The sequence below is a fragment of the Mycobacterium parmense genome (assembly GCF_010730575.1).
In the GTDB taxonomy this organism is placed as follows: Bacteria; Actinomycetota; Actinomycetes; order Mycobacteriales; family Mycobacteriaceae; genus Mycobacterium; species Mycobacterium parmense.
On sequence record NZ_AP022614.1, the window covers coordinates 4,176,124 to 4,201,416 of the forward strand.

The window sequence follows — 25,293 nt, forward strand, 5'->3', positions numbered from 1 at the left end:
GGCCTTCACGCGCGTCGATAGCGGCGAGTATGTCCAGGAGAGCGGGCCGTGCCAGCTACTATCGCTTGGGTGTCGGAGGGCGAACAAGCTAAACCACGTCGGCGCCGGGGACGGCGCCGTGGTCGTGGTGCCGCGGCTTCCTCCGAGGAGCAGGCCGCCGGCGACCCGACGGCGACCGCACCACGCCGATCCCGGACCGCGCGCCGCGGCGCGGAACGGCTACGCACCGTGCACGAGACCTCCGCCGGAGGATTGGTGATCGACGGGCTCGACGGTCCGCGCGAGTCGCAGGTGGCGGCATTGATCGGACGTGTCGACCGGCGCGGGCGGATGCTGTGGTCACTGCCCAAGGGCCACATCGAACTCGGTGAGACCGCCGAGCAGACGGCCATCCGAGAGGTCGCCGAGGAGACCGGAATTCGCGGCAGCGTGCTGGCCGCCCTGGGGCGGATCGACTACTGGTTCGTCACCGACGGCCGTCGCGTGCACAAGACGGTGCACCACTATTTGATGCGCTTCTCCGGTGGCGAGCTGTCCGACGAGGATCTCGAGGTCGCCGAGGTGGCGTGGGTGCCGATGCGGGACCTGCCGGCGCGGCTCGCCTACGCCGACGAGCGCCGACTGGCCCAGGTGGCCGACGAGCTGATCGACAAGCTCCAAAGTGACGGACCGGCCGCCCTGCCGCCGCTGCCGCCCACCTCGCCGCGCCGCCGCCCACAAACTCACTCGCGCACCCGGCATTCCGAGAAGCCGGCGGCCGGCCAGAAGAACGGCCGCGGGCCGGGCCCGTGACGGCGCCGCCTGTCCGCCGGAGCGGCTTGCTGCGCCTTGCCGCCGTGGTCGGCATGGTGGCCGGTATCGCTGTCCTTTACTGGCCGGCCCCGCGCGCCGCCGCGGGCGAGCCCGGGGTGACTCCGTTCGTCCGGGTCCGCATCGATCAGGTCACCCCGGACATGGTCACCACCACCAGTCAACCCACGCTCAGTGTCACCGGCACGGTGACCAACATCGGCGACCGACCGGTCCGCGACGTCATGGTCCGGCTCGAGCACGCCGCGGCGGTCACCGCCTCGGCGGGCCTGCGGACCTCGCTGGACGGCGACACCGACCAGTACCAGGCCGCCGCGGACTTCCTGACGGTGGCACCCGAGTTGCAGCGCGGGCAGGAGGCCGGCTTCACCTTGTCGGCCCCGCTGCGCTCGTCGGGCAAGCCGTCGCTGGGCATCGAGAAGCCCGGGATCTACCCCCTGCTGGTCAACGTCAACGGAACCCCCGACTACGGCGCCCCCGCCCGCCTCGACAACGCCCGGTTCCTGCTGCCGGTGGTGGGGGTGCCTCCCGACGACGCCGACGACCAGGACGCCGCCGTCGCACCCGATACCTCCAAACCCGTGTCCATCACCATGCTGTGGCCGCTGGCCGACCGGCCCCGGCTGTCACCCGGGGTGCCGGGCGGCACGATCCCGGTACGGCTCGTCGACGACGATCTCGCCACCTCGCTGGCCCCCGGCGGTCGACTCGACATCCTGCTGTCCGCGGCCGAATTCGCCACCAGCCGCGACGTCGACCCCGACGGCGCGGTCAACCGCGCGCTCTGTCTGGCCGTCGACCCCGACCTGCTGGTCACGGTCAACGCGATGACCGCCGGCTACGTGGTGTCCAACTCCCCCGACGGACCCGCCCAGCAGCCGGGGACCCCCACGCACCCCGGGACGGGTCAAACCGCCGCGTTGGATTGGCTGAACCGGCTGCGGACGCTGGCCCACCGGACCTGCGTGGCGCCGCTGCCCTACGCCCAGGCCGATCTGGACGCGTTGCAACGCGTCAACGATCCCGGCCTCACCACCACCGCCACCACCGGTGCCGGCAGCATCGTCGACCGGATCCTGGACGTGCCGTCGGTCCGCGGCGCCACCCTGCTGCCCGACGGCCCGCTGACGGGCCGTGCCGTCACCCTGCTCGACAGCACCGGAACCACCGTGGCCGTCGCGGCGGCCGACTTGTCCGACGAAGCGGGCGAGTCCGCCGGGTCCGAGTCCACAACCGTCGACACCGCACCCCGGCGGTTGTCGCCGCAGGTGGTGGTCGCGCCATTCGACCCGGCCGTCGGTGCCGGACTGGCCGCCGCGGGCGCCAGCCCGGCCATGCCGAGCTATCTGGACCCGAAGCTGACCATCCGGCTCGCTCACGACTCGGTGACCGCGCGGCGCCAGGACGCGCTGGGCTCGATCCTCTGGCAGGCCCTGCAGCGCGACGACGCGCCGCGCACCCAGGTCCTGGTTCCGCCGGCCACCTGGAACCTGCAGGCCGACGACGCGCACGTCATCCTGACGGCCCTGAGCACCGCCATCCGGTCGGGCCTCGCGGTGCCGCGGCCCCTGCCGGCCGTCATCGCCGACGCCGCGGCGAGCACCCAACCGCCCGACCCTCCCGGCGCCTACCCGGCCGCGCGCGGCCGGTTCAAAGACGAGGTCACCGCCGACATCGCCGGCGACGTCGGCCGCCTGTGGGCTCTGACGGCCGCCCTGAGCACCGACGAGCGCACCGGCCTGACCGGCGTCCAGTACACCGCTCCGCTGCGCGAGGACATGCTGCGCGCGCTCAGTCAGTCCGAGCCGCCCGACAGCCGCAACGGGATGGCCCAGCAACGCCTGGCGGTCGTCGGCAACACGGTCAACGACCTGTTCGGCGCGGTCACCATCGTCAACCCCGGCGGCTCCTACACCTTGGCCACCGAGCACAGCCCGCTGCCGCTGGCGCTGCACAACGCCCTCGCGGTGCCCATCCGGGTGCGGTTGCAGGTCGACGCCCCGCCCGGGATGACCGTCACCGACCTGGGCCAGATCGAGTTGCCGCCCGGCTACCTGCCGTTGCGGGTGCCGATCGAGGTGACCTTCACCCAGCGGGTCGCCATCGACGTGACGCTGCGGACGCCGGACGGGATGCGGCTCGGCGAGCCGGTGCGGTTGTCGGTCCACTGCAACGCCTACGGCAAGGTGCTCTTCGCCATCACGCTGACCGCCGCCGCCGTGTTGGTGGCGCTGGCCGGCCGGCGGCTGTGGCACCGGTTCCGCGGCCAACCCGACCCCGCCGACCTGGACCGCCCCGATCCGCCGCACCCCAGATCCGTCGACGTGCACGGCGACGTCGACCGCCAGGTCGAACACGAGCACCGGGTATGAATCCCGCGTACCGGCAGGCTCCCCCGCAACGGACGCGTCTGCCGCACAGGACACCGCCGCGCCCACGCGATCCGCAATCGCCGCCGACCGGGCCGCTGCCCCCCGTCCCTTCCGGGCTGGACCGCCGTCGGCCCGAGCTGTCCGACGCCGCGCTGGTCTCGCGGTCCTGGGCGATGGCCTTCGCGACGCTGGTCAGCCGCATCACCGGCTTCGCCCGGATCGTCCTGCTGGCCGCCATCCTGGGCGCCGCGCTGTCCAGCGCGTTCTCGGTGGCCAACCAGCTGCCGAACCTGGTCGCGGCGCTGGTGCTGGAGGCGACCTTCACGGCGATATTCGTGCCGGTGCTGGCCCGCGCCGAACAGAGCGACCCCGACGGCGGCGCCGCGTTCGTACGGCGGTTGGTCACGCTCACCACGGCGGTGCTGCTGGTGGCCACCGCGCTGTCGGTGCTGGCCGCGCCGCTTCTGGTGCGGCTCATGCTGGGACGTGTCCCCCAGGTCAACGAGCCCCTGACCACCGCGTTCGCCTACCTGCTGCTCCCCCAGGTGCTGGCGTACGGCCTGACGTCGGTGTTCATGGCGATCCTGAACACCCGCAACGTCTTCGGCCCGACGGCGTGGGCGCCGGTCGTCAACAATGTCGTCGCCCTGGCGACGCTGGTGGTGTACCTGGTCGTGCCCGGTCAGCTCTCGGTCGATCCCGTCCGGATGGGCAACGCGAAGCTCCTGGTGCTGGGCATCGGCACCACCGCCGGCGTGTTCGCCCAGACGGCGGTGCTGCTGGTGGCGCTGCGGCGCCGGCGCGTCGATCTGCGTCCGCTGTGGGGGATCGACCAGCGCGTCAAGCGATTCGGCACGATGGCCGGCGCGATGCTGCTCTACGTGCTGATCAGTCAGCTCGGCCTCGTGGTGGGCAACCAGATCGCCAGTACCGCAGCGGCTTCGGGCCCCGCGATCTACGCCTACACCTGGCTGGTCCTGATGCTGCCGTACGGCATGATCGGGGTCACGGTGCTGACCGTGGTGATGCCGCGGCTGAGCCGCAACGCCGCGGTCGCCGACACCAGGGCCGTCCTGGCGGACCTTTCGCTGGCCACCCGGCTGACCCTGATCACGCTGATCCCGATCGTGGCGTTCATGACGGTCGCCGGGCCGGCGATCGGCAGCGCGCTGTTCGCCTACGGTCACTTCGGCGGCGTCGACGCCGGTTATCTGGGCGCGGCGATCGCGCTGTCGGCCTTCACGCTGATCCCCTACGGCCTGGTCCTGTTGCAGCTGCGCGTGTTCTACGCGCGCGAGCAGCCCTGGACGCCGATCGTCATCATCCTCGTCATAACCGCCGTCAAGATCGTCTGTTCGGTGCTGGCGCCGCACGTCACCGGGGATCCGAAGCTGGTGGCCGCCTACCTGGGCTTGGCCAACGGGCTCGGGTTTCTGGCCGGCGCGGTCATCGGCTACCAGCTGCTACGGCGCACCCTGCTCCCCACCGGCGGCCACCTGGTCGGGGTCGGCGAAGTGCGGACCATCCTGGTCACGACCACCGCGTCGCTGCTGGCCGCGCTCGTGGCGCACGTCGCCGACCGGCTGCTGGGCATGTCCGAGCTGACCGCGCACTGGGGCGCGGGCGGCTCTTTGCTGCGGCTGGCGGTGCTGGGGGCCATCATGCTGCCGATCACGGCCGCGGTCATGCTGCGCGCGCAGGTCCCCGAGGCGCGCGCGGCGCTGGACATGGTCCGGCGCCGAGTCGGTGGGCGCGTCGCGACTTCGCCACGACGGAGCAAACCCCCCGCACGGAAGGGATCGTCGCACCGGCGCCCCGTCACGTACCCTGAGCAGAGGAATTCTTACCCGCCTGGGGCAAAAGCGGTCCAGGAGCCCGCCCGGCATCGATCCCTGGAAAGGCCTCCGGAGCGGCCGGCCCCGGCCCGGACAGCGAAAGGACCGGAGGTGACCGACCGCCCAGTGGATGGCGCCGCGTCCGGCGCCGGATTTGCCTCGGGGGCAGGCTCCGACCTGTCGCGGCCGCTCGCCGATGACTTCCAGCCCGACATCCCGGCCGAACGGGCGCCGCAACCGTCGGTGTCCCGCGCGTCCGACTCGCTGAACGGAGACGCCGCCGAGGACGTCCATCTGGTGCCCGGCGCCCGGATCGCCGGCGGCAGGTATCGGCTGCTGGTCTTCCACGGCGGCGCGCCGCCGTTGCAGTTCTGGCAGGCGCTGGATACCGCGCTCGACCGGCAGGTGGCGCTGACGTTCGTGGACCCGGACGGCGCGCTGCCCGACGACGTGCTGCAGGAGATCCTTTCCCGCACCCTGCGGCTGAGCCGGATCGACAAACCCGGCGTCGCCCGGGTTCTCGATGTGGTCCACACCGGGTCGGGCGGTCTGGTGGTGTCGGAGTGGGTCCGCGGCGGCTCACTGCAGGAAGTCGCCGACACCTCGCCGTCGCCGGTCGGCGCGGTCCGGGCCATGCAGTCGCTGGCCGCGGCGGCCGACGCGGCGCACCGGGCCGGCGTCGCCCTCTCTGTCGACCACCCCAACCGGGTGCGGGTCAGCATCGACGGCGATGTGGTGCTGGCCTACCCGGCCACCATGCCCGACGCTAACCCGCAGGACGACATCCGGGGAATCGGCGCCGCGCTGTACGCGCTGCTCGTCAATCGCTGGCCGCTCGCGGAGTCCGGCGTGCGCAGCGGCCTGGCGCCGGCCGAGCGGGACGCCGGCGGTAACCCCGTCGAGCCCATGGCGATCGACCGCGACATCCCCTTCCAGATCTCGGCGGTCGCGGTGCGCGCGGTTCAGGAGGACGGCGGTATACGCAGCGCCTCGACGCTGTTGAACCTGCTTCAGCAGGCGACGGCGGTGGCCGACCGCACGGAGATCCTCGGGCCGGTCGATGACGCACTGTCGCCGCCGACGTCGCGGATTTCCGCCGGCGGCGAGCACGACGTGTTCGCGCGGCGGCGCCGCAACGTCCTGATCGGCGTCGGCGCCGGTTTCGTGGTGATCGTCGCGGCCCTGCTGGTGCTGGCCTCCGTGGTCAGCAAGATCTTCGGCAATGTCGGCGGCCTGAACAAAGACCAGCTCGGACTCAACGGCCCGTCGTCGTCGACGTCCTCGTCGGCGTCCGCGTCGGCGCCCGCCGGCAGCATCGTCAGGCCGACGAAGGCCAGCGTCTACTCCCCCGACGGCGAGCCCGACAACGCCGGGCAGGCCGGGCTGGCCATCGACGGCGACCCCGCCACCTCTTGGGAGACCGACACCTACACCGACGCCGTCCCCTTCCCCAGCTTCAAGGCCGGCGAGGGGCTGATGCTGCAACTGCCCAGCCCCACCACGGTCGGCGCGGTCTCCATCGACATCTCCAGCACCGGAACCAAGGTGGAGCTGCGCGCGTCGTCCTCACCCGCGCCGGCGAAGCTGGACGACACCACCCTGTTGGCGCCGGCCGCCACCCTCAAGCCGGGGCACAACACCATCCCCGTCAAGAGCGCCGCGCCGACCTCGAACCTGCTGGTCTGGATCTCCACGCTGGGCAGCACCGACGGCAAGAGCAAGGCGGCCATCTCGGAGATCACGGTCCAGGCCGCGTCCTGATCGCTCACTCACACCACCTCGTCCGGGTGAAGTGCCGCGCGATACCCGACCGATTACTGTCCGGCCGTGGGCTTTCGGGGAAACATCGAGCGCGACCGCAGCGACGCCGAGCTGCTGGCAGCCCATGTCGCCGGGGACCGTCACGCCTTCGGCGAGTTGTTTCACCGCCACCGTCGCCAGCTGCACCGGCTTGCACGCCTGACGACCCGCAGCGCCGAGGACGCGGAGGACGCCCTGCAGGAGGCGATGCTGTCGGCGCACCGCGGCGCCGGGTCCTTCCGCCATGACGCGGCCGTCGGGAGTTGGTTGCACCGCATCGTCGTCAACGCCTGCCTGGACCGCCTGCGGCGCGCCAAATCGCACCCGACCGCGCCGCTGGAAGACATTTACCCCGTCGCCGACCGGACGGCGCAGGTCGAGACCGCGCTCGTGGTGCAGCGCGCCCTGATGCGGTTGCCGGTGGAGCAGCGGGCCGCGGTGGTCGCGGTCGACATGCAGGGGTATTCGGTGGCCGACACCGCGCGGCTGCTGGGCGTCCCCGAGGGCACGGTCAAGAGCCGTTGCTCCCGGGCCCGCGCGCGCCTCGCCGAGCTGCTCGGCTACCTCGACGTCCGCACCGCTCCTGACCGCGCGGCCGGTCCGCACTGACGGGAGTCGTGGCCCTCGGCCGCCCTATGACGGAGACTGGGGCGGATGAATGCAGTGGGCGACGACGCGGATGGGCATCACCCCGACCAGGGCGCGGCGGGAGCGGACCCAGCACTGACGGTTGAGCAGCTCGCCGACCTGCAGGCCGGGCTGCTCGACGACGACGCCGCCGCCCGCGTGCGCAGACGGGTCCGCGACGACCCGCACGCCCAAGGGGTGCTGGCTGCCTTGAACCAGGTGCGCCGTGACGTCGCCGCGCTCGGCGTCGATGCGGCGTCGGCGCCCGAGCCGCCAGCGCCGGTCGTCGAGGAGATCTCCGCGGCGCTGAGGTCGGCCGGCGCGCGCCCGCGTGGCGGCGCTGTCCACTCCGCCAGGCCGCACGTCCGGCCGGTCCGGCTCGTCGCGGCCGTGACGGGTTCCTGCGCGCTGCTCGCCGCGATCGGGTTCGGCACGGCCGCCCTGCTGCGCGCCCCCCAACCCGCGCCGAGCGCGCCGGTCACCGCCGAACACATCACGGTGTCGACCCCACCCATGGCGGTTCCGCTGTCGCCGGCCGAGATCGTCGCCCTGACCCGCCACGACCCCGACTACGGTCCCCTGCATGACCCGTCGCGTCGCGCTTCGTGCCTCAGCGGCCTCGGGTACCCCGCATCGGCCCAGGTGCTGGGCGCACGGCCGGTGGCCGTCAACGCCCGTCCCGGCGTCCTGCTGGTGCTGCCCGGCGACACGCCCCAGAATCTCGCGGTGTTCGTGGTGTCGCTGAACTGCAACGCGGCCGACACCGGGCTGCTGGCCAGCACGGGAATACCCCGCCCCTAGTGTGGAGCCATGTGTTGTGGGACGCACCCGGGAACACCCGCGCCTACCCTGGTGTTTGTAGGAATCCGGAGACAACTGTTTGAAAGGTTTCTATGACCACCGACACTGTCCACGATGTGATTGTTATTGGTTCGGGTCCTGCGGGCTATACCGCGGCGTTGTATGCCGCGCGGGCGCAGTTGGCGCCGGTGGTGTTTGAGGGGACCGCGTTTGGTGGGGCGTTGATGACGACCACTGAGGTGGAGAATTATCCGGGTTTTCGGGACGGGATCACCGGTCCGGAGTTGATGGATCAGATGCGTGAGCAGGCGCTGCGGTTTGGTGCCGATTTGCGGATGGAAGACGTCGAGGCGGTGTCGTTGCAGGGGCCGGTGAAGTCGGTGACGGCGGAGGGCCGCACGTATCGGGCGCGGTCGGTGATTTTGGCGATGGGCGCGGCGGCGCGGTATCTGGGGGTGCCCGGGGAGCAGGAGTTGCTGGGCCGGGGGGTGTCGTCGTGTGCGACCTGTGATGGGTTTTTCTTCCGGGATCACGACATCGCGGTGATCGGTGGGGGGGATTCGGCGATGGAGGAGGCCACGTTTTTGACCCGGTTTGCCCGCAGTGTGACGTTGGTGCACCGGCGTGCGGAGTTTCGGGCGTCGCGGATCATGCTGGAGCGGGCGCGTGCCAACGACAAGATCACGATCTTGACCAACAAGGAAGTGCTGGCGGTCGAGGGTAGCGAGACGGTGTCGGGTTTGCGGGTGCGCGACACCCTCACCGGGGCCGAGTCGGTGTTGGCGGTGACGGGGGTGTTCGTGGCGATCGGGCACGAGCCGCGCTCGGCGCTGGTGCGCGGGGTGGTCGACACCGACGCCGAGGGGTATGTGCTGGTGCAGGGCCGCACCACCGCGACCTCGGTCGAGGGGGTGTTCGCCGCCGGGGATCTGGTGGACCACACCTACCGCCAGGCCATCACCGCCGCGGGCAGCGGCTGCAGCGCCGCCATCGACGCAGAACGCTGGCTCGTCGACCACGCCGAATCCAGCACACCGGCACACAGTAAAGCGACTGAATTTCCTGGCAGTACCGACACATTGATAGGAGCGCCGCAATGACCAACGCCGAAAAATCCGGTGGCACAATTGAAGTGACCGACGCGTCCTTCTCGTCTGACGTGTTGTCCAGCGATACGCCTGTGCTGGTGGACTTTTGGGCCACGTGGTGCGGGCCCTGCAAGATGGTCGCACCGGTTCTCGAGGAGATCGCGAGCGAACGGTCCGGTCAGCTCACCGTCGCCAAGCTCGACGTCGACGCCAACCCGGAGACGGCCCGTGACTTCCAGGTGGTGTCGATCCCGACGATGATCCTGTTCAAGGAGGGCCAGCCGGTCAAGCGAATCGTCGGCGCCAAGGGCAAAGCGGCCCTGCTGCGGGAACTGTCCGACGCGGTCCCCAACCTCACCTGAGTCAACCGCGCCGCCGCACCACGCCCCGCGCAATAGCCTGGGGTTTTCAGGAATCCGAGCAGGATCTGAGACAATGGCGATTAGCTGTCGCGCATAGTGCGTCCGTCAGTCTGTGTCCCGGAGGGCCCTTGGTATGTCGAGTCCGCGCCGTGAAGACGGCGACGCGTTGCGTTGCGGTGACCGCAGCGCAGCTGTGACCGAAATACGGGGAACCCTGGCCACTTTGGGGTTGCTGGACAGTCCGGAAGACGATTTCAGCACCGGCCGGCAGGTGGCCCCCGACCTCTTCGACGCCGAACTCGACCAAGCGGTCCGCGCATTTCAACAGCAGCGCGGGCTTCTTGTCGACGGCATCGTCGGCGAGGCCACCTACCGCGCCTTGAAGGAGGCGTCGTACCGGCTCGGTGCGCGCACCCTGTACCACCAGTTCGGTGCGCCCCTCTTCGGGGACGACGTCGCCACCCTGCAGGCGCGGTTGCAGGACCTGGGTTTCTACACCGGCCTGGTGGACGGTCACTTCGGCCTGCAGACCCACAACGCGTTGATGTCGTACCAGCGCGAGTACGGGATGGCGGCCGACGGCATCTGCGGCCCGGAAACGCTGCGGTCCTTGTATTTTCTGAGTTCGCGAGTCACCGGCGGTTCGCCGCACGCGATCCGCGAGGAGGAGCTGGTCCGCCGGTCGGGACCCAAGCTGTCGGGCAAGCGGATCATCATCGACCCGGGCCGCGGCGGCGCCGACCACGGCTTCATCGCGCAGGGCTCGGCAGGCCCCATCAGCGAGGCCGACATCCTGTGGGATCTGGCGAGCCGGCTCGAGGGCCGCATGACCGCCATCGGCATGGAGACCTTCCTCTCCCGCCCGGCCGCCGCCAGCCCGTCGGACGCCGAACGCGCCGCGACGGCCAACAATGTCGGCGCGGACCTGATGATCAGCCTGCGCTGCGAAAACCAGGCGAGCCCGGCGGCGAATGGCGTGGCCTCCTTTCACTTTGGCAACGCGCACGGTTCGGTGTCCACCATCGGCCGCAATCTTGCCGACTTCATTCAGCGAGAAGTTGTGGCACGCACCGGTTTACGCGATTGCCGCACGCATGGCCGCACGTGGGACCTGTTGCGCCTCACCCGGATGCCGACTGTCCAGGTGGACGTTGGCTACATCACCAGCCCCGGTGACCGTTCGATGCTGCTGTCGACGCAGACCCGTGACGCGATCGCCGAAGGCATCCTGGCGGCGGTCAAGCGCCTGTATCTGCTCGGCAAGAACGACCGGCCTACCGGCACATTCACTTTCGCCGAGCTGCTGGCTCACGAACTCTCGGTGGAACGAGCGAGCCGGCTCGGCGGCACCTGATCGGTCTGGGTGCTCTTCATCGTGTTGCCGGCGGTCAGTCCGGCGCCGACGGGCAGTTCCAATTGCGCGTTCTCCAGTAGGCGTTCGAGCGCGGCCTCAACTTCGGCCTTCCACCCGAGGCCCTTGTCGAGCTCGAGCCGCAGCCGCGGAAAATACGTATGTGGCGCTACGACAACGAATCCCGCGTCCTTCAAGAACTCCGCGTCGATGACGCAGTGCTCGACCGAACAGTCACCGAGCGATTCGAGCACCGGCCGCAGGTCCGGTGTCACCACTCGTGGATCCTGCAACTCCGAGGCCGCCGGGGTGCGGCCGAAGGCTTCGAGCGCGCGAACCCCGCGGCGCACCAGCTCGTCGATCACGCTGGCGATGAGCCCGTGCGGTAGGTCGTCGGCGAATTGCCCCGGCTCGATGCCCATCGACGTCAACAGGACGGCGTCGGCCGACACCGGTGCGGTGGGAAAACGCTGCGCGCGCGGCACCGCCCGCGGCGGCGCGTAGAGGACGTACCCCACGCACGGCGGCTCGGCGGGGCTCCGCTCGTCGGGCACCACCGTCGCGACCTGGCCGCACGAGCCCCACTCGAGCATGACCATCGACAGCCACGCCTCTTTCTCGAACTCCGGGTCGGCCAGATGGTCCTGAGGACCCAGGGTCGCCGGATCAACCTCCCAGAACACGCAGCGTCGAGCGTGCTTGGGAAGCTGCTCGAACGCCTCGAGCCGCAACGGCGTGATTCGAGCGGACACTAATCTCCTGGCCTCCGTGCGGGACTGCAGCCATCTGCACCGGCAACGCCTCCAGGATAGGAGAGTTTGTCGTTGAGCGGCCAGCTTTCGCGGCCCGGCTTGCGGCCGTGCCGAAGAAATGCGCGATCGTGGGGCCACAGTGCACCGATTGGCGAAAGGTGTTGATGCACTTGGCCTTTTGCGCGCGGACAGTCGCGGCGCGGAGTCAGTGTCACAGTGACGTAATTACAGCGTGTGGCCGGTCACGCCTTCGGCGGCGACATCATGTCGATGATTCGCTGCAAGTCGTCGACGGACCCGAACTCCACGACGATCTTCCCCTTGCGCCTGCCCAGGCTGACCGTCACGCGGGTGTCGAAGGCGTTCGACAGGCGCTCGGCGACGTCTTGCAGGCCCGGCATCTGAATCGGCTTGCGGCGCGGCGACGCGGGCGTGCCCGGCCCGCCGCGGTTGGCCAGAGTGACCGCCTCCTCGGTGGCTCGCACCGACAACCCCTCCGCCACGATCCGGCCGGCCAGCTCCTCCTGCGCCTCGGGCCCGGCTTCCAGCGACAGCAGCGCGCGGGCGTGCCCCGCCGAGAGCACGCCGGCCGCCACCCGGCGCTGCACGGCGATCGGCAGCTTGAGCAATCGGATCATGTTGGTGATCAACGGGCGCGACCGGCCGATGCGGGCGGCGAGTTCGTCGTGGGTGACCCCGAACTCATCGAGCAGCTGCTGGTAGGCCGCCGCCTCTTCCAACGGGTTCAGCTGCACCCGATGGATATTTTCCAGCAGGGCATCGCGCAGCAGATTGTCGTCGCCGGTCTCGCGCACGATGGCCGGGATGGTGGCCAGGCCCGCCTCCTGGGCCGCCCGCCAGCGCCGCTCCCCCATCACGATCTGATAACGCGCTCCGCTCGATCCGGACACGGCCCGCACCACGATCGGCTGCAACAGACCGAACTCGCGGATGGAGTGCACCAGCTCCGACAGAGCTTCCTCGTCGAACACCTGCCGCGGCTGGCGCGGGTTGGCCTCGATATCACCCGGCGCGATCTCGCGGTACACCGCGCCCACCGCGGCGACGTCCGCGGCGGGACCGCCGATCAGAACGTCCGCGGCGGCGCTGCCCATCCGCGGGCCGAGGGTCGCCGGCTGGGAATCCCCCTCGGCGGGGCCGGTGGGGATCAGTGAAGCCAGGCCCCGGCCGAGGCCGCCCTTCTTGCGTAACGGCTGCGTCATGGTCGTCCCTTCGCGGAGTGTGGTCAGTCGCGTTCGGCGAGTTCGCGGCTCGCGTCGAGGTAGCTCATCGCCCCGCGGGAGCCGGGGTCGTAGTCGATGATGGTCATGCTGTAACCGGGCGCCTCGGAGACTTTGACGCTGCGCGGAATCACCGTCCGCAGCACCTTGGTTCCGAAGTACCGGCGCACCTCTTCGGCCACCTGGTCGGCGAGTTTGGTGCGGCCGTCGTACATGGTGAGGATGACGGTGGTCACCTCCAGCTCCGGGTTGAGGTGTGCCTTCACCATCTCGATGTTCCGCATGAGCTGCGAGACGCCCTCCAGGGCGTAGTACTCGCACTGGATCGGAATCATCACCTCGGGCGCGGCGACGAGCGCGTTGATGGTCAGCAACCCCAGCGACGGCGGGCAGTCGATGAATACGTAGTCGAAGTCGAGGTCGTCGAGGTCGGCCAGCGAGGTGCGCAGCCGGTTCTCGCGCGCCACCATGCTCACCAACTCGATCTCGGCGCCGGCCAGGTCGATGGTCGACGGCACGCAGAACAGTCGCTCGCTGTGCGGGCTGCGACGCAGCGCGTCCTTCAAGGAGACCTCACCGAGCAGCACTTCGTAGGAGGAGGCGCTGCCCGACTGCCGGTCGGTGATGCCGAGTGCCGTGCTCGCGTTGCCCTGTGGGTCGAGGTCGATGACAAGCGTCTTGAGTCCCTGCACCGCGAGAGCGGCCGCGAGGTTGACCGCGGTGGTCGTCTTGCCGACGCCGCCCTTCTGATTGGCGATGGTGAAGAGCCGGCGCTGGCCGGGTCGGCGCACCGGTTCGTAGGTGGTGTGCAGGACGCGCATCGCGCGCTCGGCCGCCGCGCCGATCGGGGTGTCCTCGTCCGACGTTTCACGTGAAACATTCGGCCGGTGCGCCGCCTCCTGCACGGGTGTCACGGCCGGCGGGTGCGTGTCTGCCGAGGTGTCTCCGAGAGAGCTCATCTCTTATCGGCCTTCCCTGTCCGTGCCGGCCGGGCCACTGAGGTTATCCGCGCCTCTCCACGTCGCGCTAATACTACGGTCGCGGGCGGACGCAACCACTGCGCGCCACACTCGACCACGCGGATATCAACGGCGCCCGACGCCGCCATCGCCCGTCGATGCTCTCGCACCTCGTCACGCCCCCGCTCCCCCTTGATCGCGAGCATCCGCCCGCCGGGCCGAAGCAGGGGCATACTCCATTTTGTCAGCTTGTCCAACGCTGCCACCGCTCGAGACACCGCCGCATCCCTCTCGCCGAATCGGTCGCGCACCGACGGATCCTCGGCACGCCCCCGCACCACTTCGACGGCCAACCCTAGTTCGCCGACGACCTCGATGAGAAATTCGCTCCTGCGCAGCAACGGTTCCAGAAGAACGACCTCGAGATCGGGCCGTGCGATCGCCAGCGGGATGCCGGGCAGGCCCGCCCCGCTGCCGATATCGATGATCCGCTCGCCGGGACCGAGAACCTCGGCGATGGCGGCGCTGTTCAATAGGTGGCGGTCCCAGATGCGGCCGACTTCGCGCGGGCCCAGGAGGCCGCGTTCGACCCCGGGCCCCGCGAGCAACTCGGCGTACCGGCGAGCAACAGCTAGCCGCGGTCCGAAGATCGCGTCGGCGGCACCCTCACCATCAGGCTGGCGCTGCGCCGGCCCCGTCGCGTTCCGATCCATGGGGCCGTCATGTTTCACGTGAAACATCCCCTTTGTCCCGGGCACCAGGGCCGACGCAACTTACACGGCTGTAACTCGATCAGTCGTGCAGCACGACGACACGGCGTGACGGCTCGACACCTTCGCTCTCGCTGTGGACACCGTCCACCGCCGCCACCGCGTCATGCACGATCTTGCGCTCGAACGGCGTCATCGGGGCGAGCTCCTCGCGCTTCCCGGATTCCAGGACCCGGCGCGCTACCTTGTCCCCCAGCGCGGCCAGTTCCTCCCGGCGCCGGCGCCGCCAACTCGCGATGTCCAGCATCAGCCGACTCCGAACCCCGGTTTTCTGGTGCACCGCGAGCCGGGTCAGCTCCTGCAACGCGTCGAGCACTTCGCCGCCGCGGCCGACCAACTTGTTCAAGTCGTCGCTGCCGTCGATGCTCACGACGGCGCGCTTGCCCTCTACGTCCAGGTCGATGTCGCCGTCGAAGTCCAACAAGTCCAACAACTCCTCGAGATAATCGCCGGCGATCTCCCCCTCGGCGACCAGGCGCTCCTCCAGGTCGTCCGAGTCGTCCTCGCCGGCTTCCGCGGCTGCTTCGTCCGATGTGGCGTCGTCGGCCGACAGCTCCGGCTCCAGCGCCGTGTCCAACTCGCGCTCGGTGGTTTCGGCGTCCGTCATGTCTTTACCTCTTCCTCGTCCACGGGTCCCTGCCCTTGTCGGGGCGCGCCGGTCAAGCGCGCCCGGTGAAGATCTCCCGCGCCTACCGTCTGCGTTTCTTCGGACGCGCCCCTGGCCGCGGGGTGCGGTTGGCCGGTCCGTTGTTACGTCCCGCTGCGCTGGACGTGTCGGCGCCGGTGCTGGCATCGCCGTCGGAGGCTTTCGCCGCCGGAGCGGTCTCCTCGGCGGCGTCGCTTGCCGAACCGTCGCCATCCGGACCGGCCGGCTTCGCGTTGCGCTTGGGCTTGGCTCCCGGCGCCGGCGCATTGGCCGCGCGTCGCTCGATCGCCTCCTGCTTCTTCGCCTCTTCCTCTTTCTCGATCATGCTGAACACGTAGTGCTGCTGAGCGAAGGTCCAGATGTTGTTCGCGAACCAGTACAGGATGATGGCGAGCGGAAGAAAAGGTCCTCCGACGACCACCCCGAGCGGAAACACGTAGAGAGCCAGCTTGTTCATCATCGCGGTCTGCGGGTTGGCCGCGGCCTCGGCACTCTGGCGCGCGACCGACGCGCGGCTGTTGAAGTAGGTCGCAATGCCGGCCATGATCATCACCGGCGTACCCACCGCGATCACCGCGGGCCGACTGAAGTGGGTGAAAGCATCCAACCCGGAGTGCTGCGTCATGAACGCCCCGATCGGCGCACCGAACAGGTTGGCGTCCAGGAAGTGGGCGACGTCGGTGGGGCTGAACATGTAGTTGCCGGTGAGGCGGTTCTGTGTCACCGAGAGGTGTGTCTGGCCGAAGCCGCCGGTCGTGCGGTTGAACGAGCGCAACACGTGGTAAAGCCCCAGGAACACCGGGATCTGCGCGAGCATCGGCAGACAGCCGAGGATCGGATTGAAGCCGTGCTCGCGCTGTAACTTCTGCATCTCGAGCGCCATGCGCTGGCGGTCCTTGCCGTACTTCTTCTGCAGCGCTTTGATCTGTGGCTGCAGCTCCTGCATTTGGCGGGTGGTCCGGATCTGGCGCACGAACGGCTTGTACAGGAGCGCGCGCAGCGAGAACACCAGGAACATGACGGAGAGCGCCCAGGCGAAGAAGTTCGAGGGCCCCAGTACCGAAGCGAACAGCTTGTACCAGGCCCACATGATCCACGACACCGGGTAGTACACGATGTCGAGGCTGAAGAAATCAAACAAAGGATCCACTCTCCCCTCGCGACCCCGGGGCGTCCGAGGTGTCGCTGACGTCTTTCATGTTGTGGCGCTCGGGTATGGGATCCCATCCCCCCGGGTGCCACGGCCCGCACTTGGCGAGCCTCACCGCGGCGAGCCAGCTTCCCCGTATCAAGCCGTACTCCGTCAGCGCATCCGCGGCATACTGGCTGCACGTCGGAACGAACCGGCATGTCGCCGGACGCAATGGCGACACCATATGCCGGTAGAGCTGGATCAGAAAAATCAGGCCCCGCGCGGCCCCGCGGCTCGCGGCGCGCATGGCCGCGTTCATTGTTTTGCCGCCGAATCGCATGCGCGCCGCAACCCGCGGCGCAGTTGTTGTTCCAGGCGCGCCGACGACACGTTGCGACTGCTCGGCAGGGCGCGGATGACCATCCGGTCGCAGGCCCCGAGATCACCCAGCATCGTCCGGGCCACGTGCCGCAACCGGCGGGCGACCCGGTGGCGTTCGACCGCGGAGCCGACCGGCTTCGCGATGATGAGCCCGACCTGGGGACCGTCCTCGCCGGTGTGATCGGGCGATCGCCGCACGTACACAACCAGGTCCGGCTGTGCCGCGCGCACACCGTGCCGCACGGTCACGTCAAACTCGGTTGACCGCCTCATGCGGTTGCGTGCGGAGAGCACCGCCGAGATACCCGACGCAGCGATCAGGCAGAGAGCGCGCGACGGCCCTTGCGGCGCCGGCCCGAAACGATGGCACGCCCGGCGCGTGTGCGCATCCGCAGCCGGAAACCGTGCACGCGGGCACGGCGCCGGTTATTCGGCTGGAAGGTCCGCTTGCCCTTGGCCACGACGTTCTCCTCGTTGTGTCTGGCATCCGGCCGCGCACGCGTTTCGAACTTGTCTGCGGGTCGGAAATGGTCTTGCAGCTGGCCGGCGCGGTCCCCGGAAGCACTAGGTCGCAGCCGTATCGCCGACTTTCGGGCGACTGTTAGAGGGTACTGACCAGCTCGCGCCGGGTCAAACCTGGCCTGGCTCAGGCGTACCCCCGCCGGGCGCCGGCGGAAGCGGGCACGACCCGGACCGGAGCGAGGGCCAGAGTGGTCCGGTTGACCCTAAACGGCAGATTTGATTGCAGCAGAACGGTTGGCAGCCGCCCGGAAAACTGTTAGCTTCTGCGCAAGTCGTTTTAGAGTGAAACGGCGCTCGACAACGAAGCGAGGATGGCGGATCGACTAGCTGCCTAGACGACCTGCTCGGGTTTTCTCTTCAGCTCGGAGATCGCGAGCCGTCGCAACCGGCTTGTGGCTCGCATACCATCATCCTGTCCACATCTGTGTATAACTATGTGGACAGTTGCTTTGTCGTCAGGCGTGGTGTTCTTCGACCCGGGACGTGCGAGAACCAGGGGGATGCGTCGTTGACCGATGACCCCGGTTCAGGTTTCACCTCGGTGTGGAACGCGGTCGTCTCCGAACTCAACGGCGAGTCCCCCGGAGACGGTGTGGCGGCCAACCGAACGACCCTCATCACCCCGTTGACGCCGCAGCAGCGGGCCTGGCTCAATCTCGTCCAGCCGCTGACGATTGTCGAGGGGTTTGCGCTGCTGTCGGTGCCGAGCAGCTTCGTGCAGAACGAGATCGAACGTCATCTGCGTGCGCCGATCACCGACGCCCTCAGCCGCCGGCTGGGTCAACAGATCCAGCTGGGTGTGCGCATCGCTCCCCCACCCGAGGACTCCGACGACGGGGGATTCGCCCAGGGCGACACCTTCCCCGGCGCCGACATGGCGTCGGGGATGGAGGACACCGCCTTCGACGACGAGAGTTACGAGAACGGGGAGATTCCGGCCGGCGCCGAGCGGAACTGGCCGAACTATTTCAGCGAACGGCCGCACACCGAACCGGCCCTGTCCGCCGGCACCAGCCTGAACCGCCGCTACACCTTCGACACGTTCGTCATCGGCGCCTCCAACCGGTTCGCCCACGCCGCCGCTCTGGCGATCGCCGAAGCGCCGGCGCGCGCATACAACCCGCTGTTCATCTGGGGTGAGTCCGGCCTGGGCAAGACCCATCTGCTGCATGCCGCCGGCAACTACGCGCAGCGGCTCTTCCCCGGGATGCGGGTCAAGTACGTGTCCACCGAGGAATTCACGAACGACTTCATCAACTCGCTGCGCGACGACCGCAAGGTCGCTTTCAAGCGCAGCTACCGCGACGTCGACGTGCTGCTGGTCGATGACATCCAGTTCATCGAGGGCAAGGAAGGCATCCAGGAAGAGTTCTTCCACACCTTCAACACGCTGCACAACGCGAACAAGCAGATCGTCATCTCCTCGGACCGGCCGCCCAAACAGCTGGCAACACTTGAAGATCGGCTGCGGACCCGATTCGAGTGGGGCCTGATCACCGACGTCCAGCCTCCCGAGCTCGAGACCCGCATCGCCATCCTGCGCAAGAAGGCCCAGATGGAACGGCTGGCGGTGCCCGACGACGTTCTCGAACTCATCGCGAGCAGCATCGAACGCAACATCCGCGAACTCGAAGGCGCCCTGATCCGGGTCACCGCGTTCGCCTCGTTGAACAAGACCGCGATCGACAAGGCGCTCGCCGAGATCGTGCTGCGCGATCTCATCGCCGACGCCAGCACGATGCAGATCAGTGCGGCGACCATCATGGCCGCCACCGCCGAGTACTTCGACACCACGGTCGAGGAACTGCGCGGTCCCGGCAAGACCCGGGCGCTGGCGCAGTCACGTCAGATAGCGATGTACCTCTGCCGCGAGCTCACCGATCTGTCACTTCCCAAGATCGGACAGGCGTTCGGCCGCGACCACACCACCGTGATGTACGCCGAACGCAAGGTTCGCGGCGAGATGGCCGAGCGGCGCGAGGTCTTCGACCACGTCAAGGAACTCACCACCCGGATCCGCCAGCGCTCCAAGCGCTGAATCCCAACGCCATCCCGGTCAGCTGCGCGTCGTTTCGAGCCGATCCCGGTGCCGTCTCCACCGTTCTGAGAAATTTTTTTCGAGAAACTTCTCGCCCGTCCGTCACACCCGCCACACCTCGAAGGTGTGCGCAGCGGTGTGGACAACCCGGCCAAACTCCAGTGCAGCGATGGACCGGGCGTCCACACCCGTCGCCGATCCCCAACCGCCCAACACGGCACCCACAGCCCCCAGCGCCGTCATCCACAACCCGAACGCGCCCCTAGCTGGGCGGAACTCCGGTTGTCCCCAGGATTCACAGGCCTTATTACTGGTACTGAGATCTCTTCATCGATTCTTCTTTGAAATACAGCTTTGGGGACGCACGGTGCACCGCGGGAGCCGGTCCTCCTCGTCAGCCGGTTTTGTCGGCCTCGGCGATTAGCTTTCAAGATGGCCCCGGAAGATCTACGGTTGTTCTTCGACTCCCGTTACGGTCGCCGCGAAACATCACTGTCAGCGGCTTTCATGGCGGGACCCCGGGCTGGCGGGGTGGGGCCGGCTATCGGAATGACAACGCTGGGTAGGTGAAGGGACGCTATGGACGCGGCGACGACAACGGCTGGCCTCAGCGACCTGAAGTTTCGTTTGGCGCGGGAGTCCTTCGCCGACGCGGTGTCGTGGGTGGCGAGGAATCTGCCGACCAGGCCGGCGGTGCCGGTGCTGTCCGGAGTGTTGTTGTCCGGCACGGACGACGGCCTGACCATCTCCGGCTTCGACTACGAGGTGTCCGCCGAAGCGCAGGTTGCGGCCGAAATCGCTTCGCAGGGAAGTGTTTTGGTGTCCGGCCGACTGTTGTCCGACATCACCCGCGCGTTACCCAACAAGCCCGTCGACTTCTACGTCGACGGCAATCGGGTGGCGCTGAACTGCGGCAGCGCCCGGTTCTCGTTGCCGACGATGGCGGTGGAGGACTACCCGACGCTGCCCGCGCTGCCGGAGGAAACCGGCACCCTGCCGTCGGACGTGTTCGCCGAGGCGATCGGCCAGGTCGCGATCGCGGCCGGCCGGGACGACACCCTGCCCATGCTGACCGGGATTAGGGTCGAGATTTCCGGCGAGACCGTCGTTTTGGCCGCCACCGACCGATTCCGGCTGGCGGTCCGCGAGCTCACCTGGTCGGTGTCGTCGCCCGACATCGAGGCTGCGGTGCTGGTCCCCGCCAAGACGTTGGCCGAGGCGGCCAAGACCGGCACGGACGGATCCGACGTTCGGTTGTCGTTGGGCGCCGGGTCCGGGGTCGGCAAGGACGGGCTGCTGGGCATCAGCGGTAATGGCAAGCGCAGCACCACTCGGCTCCTGGACGCGGAGTTCCCGAAGTTTCGTCAGCTGCTGCCGGCGGAGCACACGGCCGTGGCGACCATCAATGTCGCCGAGTTGACCGAGGCGATCAAGCTGGTTGCGTTGGTCGCCGATCGCGGGGCGCAGGTGCGCATGGAATTCGGCGACGGGATGCTGCGGCTCTCGGCGGGGGCCGACGACGTGGGTCGCGCCGAAGAAGACCTCGCGGTCGATTTCGTCGGCGAACCGTTGACGATCGCGTTCAACCCGGGCTACCTCACCGACGGCCTGTCGTCGGTCCACTCGGAGCGGGTGTCGTTCGGTTTCACGACCCCGGGTAAGCCCGCTTTGCTGCGTCCGGCGTCGGAGGGCGATGCTGCTCCGAGTGGCTCGGGACCGTTCTCCGCGTTGCCCACGGACTACGTGTACCTGTTGATGCCCGTCCGGCTGCCTGGATAGGTGTCCGAGTAGGTGTATGTCCGGCATTTGGGACTGCGCGACTTTCGGTCCTGGGAGTTCGCCGACCTCGAATTGCAGCCGGGCCGGACGGTCTTCGTAGGGCCGAACGGCTTCGGTAAAACGAATCTGATTGAGGCGCTGTGGTATTCGACCACGCTGGGCTCGCACCGGGTGGGTACCGACATCCCGCTGATCCGGACGGGTGCCTCCCGTGCGGTGGTGTCGACGATCGTGGTGAACGAGGGCAGGGAATGCGCGATCGACCTCGAGATCGCCGCCGGGCGGGCCAACAAGGCGCGGTTGAACCGGTCACCGGTGCGCGGCACCCGCGAGGTGGTCGGTGTGCTCCGCGCTGTGTTGTTTGCCCCCGAGGACCTGGCTCTGGTGCGTGGCGACCCGGCGGACCGGCGCCGGTACCTCGACGACCTGGCGACTATCCGGCGCCCGGCGATCGCCGGGGTGCGCGCGGACTACGAGAAAGTATTGCGGCAACGAACGGCGCTGCTGAAGTCGCTGTCCGGGATGCGGCACCGGGGTGACGGGGGCGCGCTGGACACCCTCGACGTGTGGGACAGCCGGTTGGCCGAGCACGGTGCGCAATTGATGGCCGCCCGAATCGATTTGGTGAACGAGTTGGCTCCGGAAGTCGAGAAGGCGTACCAACTGCTGGCTCCGGCGTCGCGCCCGGCGGCCATCGCTTACCGGACCAGCCTGGGTGCCGAGGCGGCGGGTGACGCCGCGCCCGGGGATCGCGATCACCTGGAGGCGTCGCTGCTGGCGGGGTTGGCGGCCCGGCGCGCGGCAGAGCTGGAACGCGGCATGTGCCTGGTGGGCCCACACCGCGACGACCTGGAGCTGCGGCTCGGCGATCAATTCGCCAAGGGCTTCGCCAGCCACGGGGAATCGTGGTCTTTTGCGGTGGCGCTGCGGTTGGCGTCCTACGAGTTGCTGCGCGCCGAGGGCAGCGAGCCGGTGCTGCTGCTCGACGACGTGTTCGCCGAACTCGATGCGGCGCGGCGGCGCGCCCTGGCTTCGGTGGCCGAATCCGCCGAGCAGGTACTGGTCACCGCGGCGGTGGCCGAGGACATCCCGCAGGACTGGGAGACCACCAGGGTGCGCATCGACCTGCGCGACGGGGACTCCGGGCGGGTGTCGGTGGCGCAACCATGACCGGCGACGACGACCGCGAGAAGGCCGAAAAGACAAGTCCAGCAGATGATTTGACTGGCATAGACTTGGTCAGGCGGACTTTGGAGGAGGCGCGCGCGGCGGCGCGGGCGCAGGGCAAGGACGCCGGCCGGGGTCAACGGGTGCCGCAGGCACCGCGCCGCGTCACCGGGCAGCGGCGCAGCTGGTCGGGGCCGGGGCCCGACGTCCGTGATCCACAGCCGCTTGGCCGGTTGGCGCGCGACATGGCGAAAAAGCGAGGCTGGTCGGCGCAGGTCGCCGAGGGCACGGTGCTCGGCGACTGGCCGTCGGTCGTGGGTCACCAGATCGCCGATCACGCGACACCCACGGCACTCAACGAGGGTGTGCTCAGCGTGACGGCGGAGTCGACGGCCTGGGCCACGCAGCTGCGGATGATCCAGGCGCAGCTACTGGCAAAGATCGCCGCGGCGGTCGGCAACGGCGTGGTCACCTCCCTGAAGATCACCGGGCCTACCGCGCCGTCCTGGCGGAAGGGGCCCCGGCACATCTCGGGACGCGGCCCGCGCGACACCTACGGGTAGCGCCGCCGCCCGCCCGTCCGGGGCGACACGCCGCCGTAAAGGGGTGGAGGAATCGCCGTCTGAAATCCGCCAGGACGAAGCGGACCAGGGTCGCGCACGTCAGGACGCGCCGATGATGAAGAAAACGTCCGCACGGCGCGGTCAGCTGGGCAGAAACGCGCCCGGAGAGTCGGTGCCGACAGCGGATCACGGTAGACTGGCCAAGTGCGACTGCTGCGGTGACCGGACCGCTTGCACGTAACCCCAAGGAGAGCATTCCGAACGTGGCTGCCAAAAACCAGTACGGCGCTGATTCGATCAAGGTCCTCGAGGGACTGGAGGCGGTTCGCAAACGCCCCGGTATGTACATCGGCTCTACCGGCGAGCGCGGCCTGCACCATCTCGTTTGGGAAGTGGTCGACAACTCGGTCGACGAGGCCATGGCCGGGTTCGCCAGCAAGGTGACGGTGCGCCTGCTCGACGACGGTGGCGTGGAGGTCACCGACGACGGCCGCGGCATCCCGGTCGAGATGCACGCCACCGGCGTGCCGACCGTCGACGTGGTGATGACCGTGCTGCACGCGGGCGGGAAGTTCGAAGAGGGCGCCTATCAGGTGTCCGGTGGGCTGCACGGTGTCGGCGTCTCGGTCGTCAACGCCTTGTCCTCGCGTCTGGAAGCCGACATCCGCCGCGACGGATACGAGTGGTCGCAGGTGTACACCAACTCGGTACCCGGCGTGCTCAAGCAGGGCGAGAAGACCAAGAAGACGGGCACCACGATCCGGTTCTGGGCCGATCCGAAGATCTTCGAGACCACCGATTACGACTTCGAGACGGTCGCCCGACGGCTGCAGGAGATGGCGTTTCTGAACAAGGGCCTGACCATCGAGCTCACCGATGAGCGGGTCACCAAGGAGGAGGTGGTCGACGAGGTCGTCAGCGACACCGCCGAGGCCCCGAAATCGGCCGAAGAAAAGGCCGCGGAATCGGTTTCGGCGCAGAAAGTCAAGCACCGCACCTTCCACTATCCCGGCGGCCTGGTGGACTTCGTCAAGCACATCAACCGCACCAAGAGCCCGATCCAGCAGAGCATCATCGGCTTCGACGGCAAAGGCGACGGCCACGAGGTCGAGGTGGCGATGCAATGGAACGGCGGCTACTCCGAGTCGGTACACACCTTCGCCAACACCATCAACACCCACGAGGGCGGAACCCACGAAGAAGGTTTCCGCAGCGCTCTGACCACCGTGGTCAACAAGTACGCCAAAGACAAGAAGCTGCTCAAGGACAAGGACCCCAACCTCACCGGCGACGACATCCGGGAAGGCTTGGCCGCAGTCATCTCCGTCAAGGTTTCCCAGCCCCAGTTCGAGGGTCAGACGAAGACCAAGCTGGGCAACACCGAAGTCAAGTCGTTCGTCCAGAAGGTGTGCAACGAGCAGCTGACCCACTGGTTCGAGGCCAACCCCGCGGATGCGAAAGTCGTGGTCAACAAGGCGGTTTCGTCGGCGCAGGCGCGTATCGCGGCGCGTAAAGCACGAGAGCTGGTGCGGCGCAAGAGCGCGACCGACCTCGGCGGATTGCCGGGCAAGCTCGCCGACTGCCGTTCGACCGACCCCCGCAAGTCGGAACTCTATGTGGTGGAGGGAGATTCAGCCGGCGGTTCGGCCAAGAGTGGCCGCGACTCGATGTTCCAGGCGATCCTCCCGCTGCGCGGCAAGATCATCAACGTGGAGAAGGCGCGCATCGACCGGGTACTGAAGAACACCGAAGTGCAGGCCATCATCACCGCTCTGGGCACCGGGATTCACGACGAATTCGACATCACCAAGCTGCGCTATCACAAGATCGTCCTGATGGCCGACGCCGACGTCGACGGCCAGCACATCTCGACACTGCTGCTGACGCTGCTGTTCCGATTCATGCGGCCGCTGATCGAGCACGGCCACGTGTTCCTGGCGCAACCTCCTCTGTACAAGCTGAAGTGGCAGCGCAGCGACCCGGAGTTCGCCTACTCCGACCGCGAGCGAGACGGCCTGCTCGATGCCGGCCTCAAGGCGGGCAAGAAGATCAACAAGGAAGACGGGATCCAGCGTTACAAGGGTCTGGGTGAAATGGACGCAAAGGAGTTGTGGGAGACCACGATGGACCCGTCGGTGCGGGTGCTGCGCCAAGTCACCCTGGACGACGCGGCGTCCGCCGACGAGCTCTTCTCGATCCTGATGGGCGAGGACGTCGATGCCCGCCGCAGCTTCATCACCCGCAATGCCAAGGACGTTCGCTTCCTGGACGTCTGAGTAATCAGATGCGCGTAGCCC

The 25,293-nt window shown here is 68.5% G+C and carries 22 protein-coding genes; 13 read left to right on the forward strand and 9 right to left on the reverse strand.

Going from position 1 to position 25,293, the window contains the following annotated elements; all coding sequences use genetic code 11:
* The first annotated feature begins 69 nt into the window (after window positions 1-69).
* The 8 genes from G6N48_RS19250 (at window position 70) to G6N48_RS19285 (ending at window position 11,049) form a co-directional block, all read left to right on the forward strand.
* On the forward strand, window positions 70-792 hold the full coding sequence (locus tag G6N48_RS19250; protein WP_085268196.1) for an NUDIX hydrolase: 723 nt from the start codon (window positions 70-72) through the stop codon (window positions 790-792).
* Complete coding sequence (locus G6N48_RS19255) at window positions 789-3,182, forward strand: hypothetical protein (protein ID WP_085268195.1); 2,394 nt, start codon at window positions 789-791, stop codon at window positions 3,180-3,182. Before G6N48_RS19250 ends, G6N48_RS19255 begins: the two co-directional genes overlap by 4 nt.
* Window positions 3,179-6,778, forward strand: a complete 3,600-nt coding sequence (locus tag G6N48_RS19260) for a murein biosynthesis integral membrane protein MurJ (RefSeq protein WP_085268194.1) — start codon at window positions 3,179-3,181, stop codon at window positions 6,776-6,778. Before G6N48_RS19255 ends, G6N48_RS19260 begins: the two co-directional genes overlap by 4 nt.
* A gap of 66 nt (window positions 6,779-6,844) precedes the next feature.
* Window positions 6,845-7,426, forward strand: a complete 582-nt coding sequence (gene sigM / locus G6N48_RS19265) for an RNA polymerase sigma factor SigM (protein WP_085268193.1) — start codon at window positions 6,845-6,847, stop codon at window positions 7,424-7,426.
* Window positions 7,427-7,471: 45 nt separating this feature from the next.
* The gene (locus G6N48_RS19270) at window positions 7,472-8,245 is read left to right on the forward strand and encodes a hypothetical protein (protein WP_085268192.1); all 774 of its coding nucleotides are present in this window, start codon (window positions 7,472-7,474) and stop codon (window positions 8,243-8,245) included.
* A gap of 92 nt (window positions 8,246-8,337) precedes the next feature.
* Entirely contained in the window at window positions 8,338-9,345 is a 1,008-nt protein-coding gene (trxB, locus tag G6N48_RS19275; protein WP_163670879.1) for a thioredoxin-disulfide reductase, read from the forward strand.
* Window positions 9,342-9,695 carry a thioredoxin gene (trxA, locus tag G6N48_RS19280; protein ID WP_085270390.1) on the forward strand — a complete coding sequence of 118 codons (354 nt, stop codon included), beginning with the start codon at window positions 9,342-9,344 and terminating at the stop codon, window positions 9,693-9,695. The genes trxB and trxA overlap by 4 nt, the downstream gene beginning before the upstream one ends.
* A gap of 133 nt (window positions 9,696-9,828) precedes the next feature.
* Complete coding sequence (locus tag G6N48_RS19285) at window positions 9,829-11,049, forward strand: N-acetylmuramoyl-L-alanine amidase (RefSeq protein ID WP_085270391.1); 1,221 nt, start codon at window positions 9,829-9,831, stop codon at window positions 11,047-11,049.
* On the opposite strand, the gene G6N48_RS19290 is transcribed toward G6N48_RS19285, so the two are convergent.
* The 9 genes from G6N48_RS19290 to rpmH form a co-directional block, all read right to left on the reverse strand.
* Window positions 11,004-11,798 (reverse strand): acetyltransferase, encoded by a 795-nt coding sequence (locus G6N48_RS19290; RefSeq protein ID WP_085270392.1) that lies wholly within the window; start codon window positions 11,796-11,798, stop codon window positions 11,004-11,006. The genes G6N48_RS19285 and G6N48_RS19290 overlap by 46 nt on opposite strands.
* A gap of 242 nt (window positions 11,799-12,040) precedes the next feature.
* Window positions 12,041-13,021 carry a ParB/RepB/Spo0J family partition protein gene (locus G6N48_RS19295; RefSeq protein WP_085270393.1) on the reverse strand — a complete coding sequence of 327 codons (981 nt, stop codon included), beginning with the start codon at window positions 13,019-13,021 and terminating at the stop codon, window positions 12,041-12,043.
* Between the two features lie 23 nt (window positions 13,022-13,044).
* Complete coding sequence (locus G6N48_RS19300) at window positions 13,045-13,998, reverse strand: ParA family protein (RefSeq protein WP_085270394.1); 954 nt, start codon at window positions 13,996-13,998, stop codon at window positions 13,045-13,047.
* On the reverse strand, window positions 13,995-14,711 hold the full coding sequence (gene rsmG / locus G6N48_RS19305) for a 16S rRNA (guanine(527)-N(7))-methyltransferase RsmG (protein WP_232066663.1): 717 nt from the start codon (window positions 14,709-14,711) through the stop codon (window positions 13,995-13,997). The genes G6N48_RS19300 and rsmG overlap by 4 nt, the downstream gene beginning before the upstream one ends.
* Window positions 14,712-14,790: 79 nt before the next feature.
* Window positions 14,791-15,375 (reverse strand): Jag family protein, encoded by a 585-nt coding sequence (locus G6N48_RS19310; protein WP_085270395.1) that lies wholly within the window; start codon window positions 15,373-15,375, stop codon window positions 14,791-14,793.
* Window positions 15,376-15,457: 82 nt separating this feature from the next.
* Window positions 15,458-16,564 (reverse strand): membrane protein insertase YidC, encoded by a 1,107-nt coding sequence (gene yidC / locus G6N48_RS19315; RefSeq protein ID WP_085270396.1) that lies wholly within the window; start codon window positions 16,562-16,564, stop codon window positions 15,458-15,460.
* On the reverse strand, window positions 16,548-16,886 hold the full coding sequence (gene yidD, locus G6N48_RS19320; protein ID WP_085270397.1) for a membrane protein insertion efficiency factor YidD: 339 nt from the start codon (window positions 16,884-16,886) through the stop codon (window positions 16,548-16,550). The genes yidC and yidD overlap by 17 nt, the downstream gene beginning before the upstream one ends.
* Window positions 16,862-17,221: a ribonuclease P protein component gene (gene rnpA / locus G6N48_RS19325; RefSeq protein ID WP_085270398.1), complete on the reverse strand. Its 360-nt coding sequence runs from the start codon at window positions 17,219-17,221 to the stop codon at window positions 16,862-16,864. The genes yidD and rnpA overlap by 25 nt, the downstream gene beginning before the upstream one ends.
* A 23-nt stretch (window positions 17,222-17,244) precedes the next feature.
* On the reverse strand, window positions 17,245-17,388 hold the full coding sequence (gene rpmH / locus G6N48_RS19330) for a 50S ribosomal protein L34 (protein ID WP_003874369.1): 144 nt from the start codon (window positions 17,386-17,388) through the stop codon (window positions 17,245-17,247).
* Window positions 17,389-17,957: 569 nt separating this feature from the next.
* Here rpmH and dnaA point away from each other — a divergent pair.
* The 5 genes from dnaA (at window position 17,958) to gyrB (ending at window position 25,272) form a co-directional block, all read left to right on the forward strand.
* Window positions 17,958-19,487 carry a chromosomal replication initiator protein DnaA gene (dnaA, locus tag G6N48_RS19335; protein WP_085270399.1) on the forward strand — a complete coding sequence of 510 codons (1,530 nt, stop codon included), beginning with the start codon at window positions 17,958-17,960 and terminating at the stop codon, window positions 19,485-19,487.
* Between the two features lie 579 nt (window positions 19,488-20,066).
* Window positions 20,067-21,266: a DNA polymerase III subunit beta gene (dnaN, locus tag G6N48_RS19340; protein ID WP_085270400.1), complete on the forward strand. Its 1,200-nt coding sequence runs from the start codon at window positions 20,067-20,069 to the stop codon at window positions 21,264-21,266.
* Window positions 21,267-21,278: 12 nt separating this feature from the next.
* Window positions 21,279-22,436, forward strand: coding sequence for a DNA replication/repair protein RecF (gene recF, locus G6N48_RS19345; protein WP_085270401.1), 1,158 nt, complete (start codon window positions 21,279-21,281; stop codon window positions 22,434-22,436).
* The gene (locus G6N48_RS19350; RefSeq protein ID WP_085270402.1) at window positions 22,433-22,996 is read left to right on the forward strand and encodes a DUF721 family protein; all 564 of its coding nucleotides are present in this window, start codon (window positions 22,433-22,435) and stop codon (window positions 22,994-22,996) included. Before recF ends, G6N48_RS19350 begins: the two co-directional genes overlap by 4 nt.
* Window positions 22,997-23,250: 254 nt before the next feature.
* Entirely contained in the window at window positions 23,251-25,272 is a 2,022-nt protein-coding gene (gene gyrB / locus G6N48_RS19355) for a DNA topoisomerase (ATP-hydrolyzing) subunit B (RefSeq protein ID WP_372511364.1), read from the forward strand.
* Window positions 25,273-25,293: the final 21 nt, after the last annotated feature.

Excerpts from the sequence above, each read along its gene's own strand:
- yidD (WP_085270397.1), bottom strand. The coding sequence starts at position 16,886 with ATGCGATTCGGCGGCAAAACAATGAACGCGGCCATGCGCGCCGCGAGC.
- trxA (WP_085270390.1), top strand. The coding sequence starts at position 9,342 with ATGACCAACGCCGAAAAATCCGGTGGCACAATTGAAGTGACCGACGCG.
- G6N48_RS19295 (WP_085270393.1), bottom strand. The coding sequence starts at position 13,021 with ATGACGCAGCCGTTACGCAAGAAGGGCGGCCTCGGCCGGGGCCTGGCT.
- G6N48_RS19300 (WP_085270394.1), bottom strand. The coding sequence starts at position 13,998 with ATGAGCTCTCTCGGAGACACCTCGGCAGACACGCACCCGCCGGCCGTG.
- G6N48_RS19285 (WP_085270391.1), top strand. The coding sequence starts at position 9,829 with ATGTCGAGTCCGCGCCGTGAAGACGGCGACGCGTTGCGTTGCGGTGAC.
- G6N48_RS19260 (WP_085268194.1), top strand. The coding sequence starts at position 3,179 with ATGAATCCCGCGTACCGGCAGGCTCCCCCGCAACGGACGCGTCTGCCG.
- trxB (WP_163670879.1), top strand. The coding sequence starts at position 8,338 with ATGACCACCGACACTGTCCACGATGTGATTGTTATTGGTTCGGGTCCT.
- G6N48_RS19310 (WP_085270395.1), bottom strand. The coding sequence starts at position 15,375 with ATGACGGACGCCGAAACCACCGAGCGCGAGTTGGACACGGCGCTGGAG.
- dnaN (WP_085270400.1), top strand. The coding sequence starts at position 20,067 with ATGGACGCGGCGACGACAACGGCTGGCCTCAGCGACCTGAAGTTTCGT.
- G6N48_RS19270 (WP_085268192.1), top strand. The coding sequence starts at position 7,472 with ATGAATGCAGTGGGCGACGACGCGGATGGGCATCACCCCGACCAGGGC.
- G6N48_RS19350 (WP_085270402.1), top strand. The coding sequence starts at position 22,433 with ATGACCGGCGACGACGACCGCGAGAAGGCCGAAAAGACAAGTCCAGCA.
- rsmG (WP_232066663.1), bottom strand. The coding sequence starts at position 14,711 with ATGGATCGGAACGCGACGGGGCCGGCGCAGCGCCAGCCTGATGGTGAG.